General features: G+C 31.3%; 2 protein-coding genes. One reads left to right on the top strand and one right to left on the bottom strand.

All coding sequences use genetic code 11. The features are described from left to right. The coding region (locus Q0352_RS14600) for a DNA topoisomerase (protein WP_299528840.1) at window positions 1–1,340 on the bottom strand (1,340 nt) is incomplete at its 3' end. Between the two features lie 190 nt (window positions 1,341–1,530). Between Q0352_RS14600 and lpxD the strand changes: the two genes are divergently transcribed. Beyond that, window positions 1,531–2,297, top strand: a 767-nt coding sequence (gene lpxD / locus Q0352_RS14605) for a UDP-3-O-(3-hydroxymyristoyl)glucosamine N-acyltransferase (protein WP_299528842.1), incomplete at its 3' end; no start/stop codon positions are given.

Below are 2,297 nucleotides of genomic sequence, written 5' to 3' on the forward strand. Positions count from 1 at the left end.
TTTTCACCTTTTATAAAAGTCGGTAAAATTCCAGTTGCTGTTTTTTCTTCTGAATTTGGAGATTCAAAAACCACTCTCCAACCTTTTTTTAGAATCTCTTTTCCAGTTGTTCTAAAGGTTACAGCATCGGCTTTACCAATTACTGTTGTATTTGAAACCAAGCAGTCATCGTAAAAAACAGCAATAAACCGTTTGGTAATAATATCATACACTTGTTGCTGATTGTATTGTAAGTTTATTTGAACACCTGTTGGAATAATTGCGTGGTGATCAGTTACTTTTTTATCATTAAATATTTTGGTTGATTTCTTTACTTTTTTGCTTAATAATTGTTGAGTTAAAGCACTATAATTGGTTAAATTTTTTAAAATACCAGCAACTTTAGGGTGTACATCATTTGGTAAAAATGTGGTGTCAACTCTCGGGTATGTTACCACTTTTTGTTCGTATAATTTTTGAGCAATTTTTAAGGTTTCATCAGCTGAAAATCCGAATTTATTATTACAATAAACCTGTAAACCGGTTAAATCAAATAATTTTGGAGCGTAGTCTTTTCCAGCTTTTTTACTTGTTGAAACAATTTCAAAATCACTTTCTTTAACTTTATTTGCTAAAATTTCACCGTCTTCTTTTTTTAAAAATCGTCCTTCTTCACAATTAAACAGCGTTTCTCTATACAATGTCTGTAATTCCCAATAGGGTTGAGGTTTAAAATTTTCAATTTCTTTAAACCGATTTACTAACATAGCTAATGTTGGTGTTTGAACTCTTCCTACAGAAAGCATTTGCTTGTAACCGCCATGTTTCACGGTGTACAATCTGGTAGCATTCATTCCTAAAAGCCAATCTCCAATCGCTCTTGAAAAACCTGCATAATATAAGTTATCGTAGTTTTTTGAAGGTTTTAAGTTTTGAAATCCTTCTTTAATAGCTTCCGTAGTTAAAGAAGAAATCCATAAACGCTGAACTTCACCTTTATAATTTGCCTGATTTATTACCCATCGCTGAATTAATTCTCCTTCTTGCCCAGCATCCCCACAGTTTATAATAACAGACGCTTTATCAAATAAACTTTTTACAATATTAAATTGTTTTTGAATTCCTTCATTTTTAACGACTTTAGTCTCAAATTTTTCTGGAAGCATGGGTAAATTATTCAAATTCCAGCTTTTCCAATATGGTTTATAGTCGTTGGGCTCAAATAAAGTACATAAATGCCCAAAAGTATATGTTACCGCATAACCGTTTCCTTCATAATAACCATCACGTTTTGTGTTTGCTCCTAATACAGTAGCAATTTCACGTGCAACACTTGGTTTTTCTGCAATACATACTTTCATGGGTAATTTAGTATTTTGAAGTTCGAAAAATACGGAATTTTGAGGAAAATTAGTAGTAAAGAATCAATCATTTATAATAAACGGTTTAATAAATAAACAATAGAAGCCTAATACTCTAAATTTATTAATTTATATTAGCGAAATTTCCAATAAGAGAAACTTTTAGAAACTGAAAATCAACATAAATTAAATGAAATCATATACAATTCAAGAAATCAATGCTATTTTAAAAGGTGAAATAGTTGGGGATACGAACCAAAAAATTAGTGGACCCGAAGAATTGCAAAAAGCAACTGTAGATCAAATTAGTTTTATTGGAAGTCAAAAATATGTTAGTTTATGGAAAACTTCAAAAGCAAGTGTTGCCATTGTTAATGACAATTTAAATATTGAACCAGAAGAGAATCGTGCTTTAATTAAAGTAAAAAGTGCGGATTTAGCGATGGCAAAAATTTTAGAATTATTTAATCCAAGTTCTCCTGAATTTGAAGTGGAAATTCACCCAACTGCAGTTATTCACCAATCAGCAACTATTGGTAAGGATTGTAAAATTGGCGCAAATTGTTATGTTGGAAAAGATGTTGTTTTAGGAGATGGAGTTGTTTTATACCCGAATGTTTGCATTTTTGATGAAACAAAGATTGGAAATCATACCGTTATTTGGTCGGGTACTGTAATTCGTGAACGATGTGAAATTGGAAGTCATTGTATTTTCCATACCAATGTTAGTATTGGTGCAGATGGTTTTGGATATAGACCAAGTGATGATGGACGAGGATTGGTGAAAATTCATCAAATAGGTAATGTTGTTATTGGAAATTATGTTGAAATTGGAGCAAACTCAACAGTAGACCGTGCAAAATTTAGTTCTACCATCATTGGTGATGGTTGTAAAATAGATAATTTGGTTCAAATTGCTCATAATTGTGTTTTAGGACGTTCTTGTATTATGGCTGG

It is taken from the genome of uncultured Lutibacter sp. (assembly GCF_937891065.1).
In the GTDB taxonomy this organism is placed as follows: domain Bacteria; phylum Bacteroidota; class Bacteroidia; order Flavobacteriales; family Flavobacteriaceae; genus Lutibacter.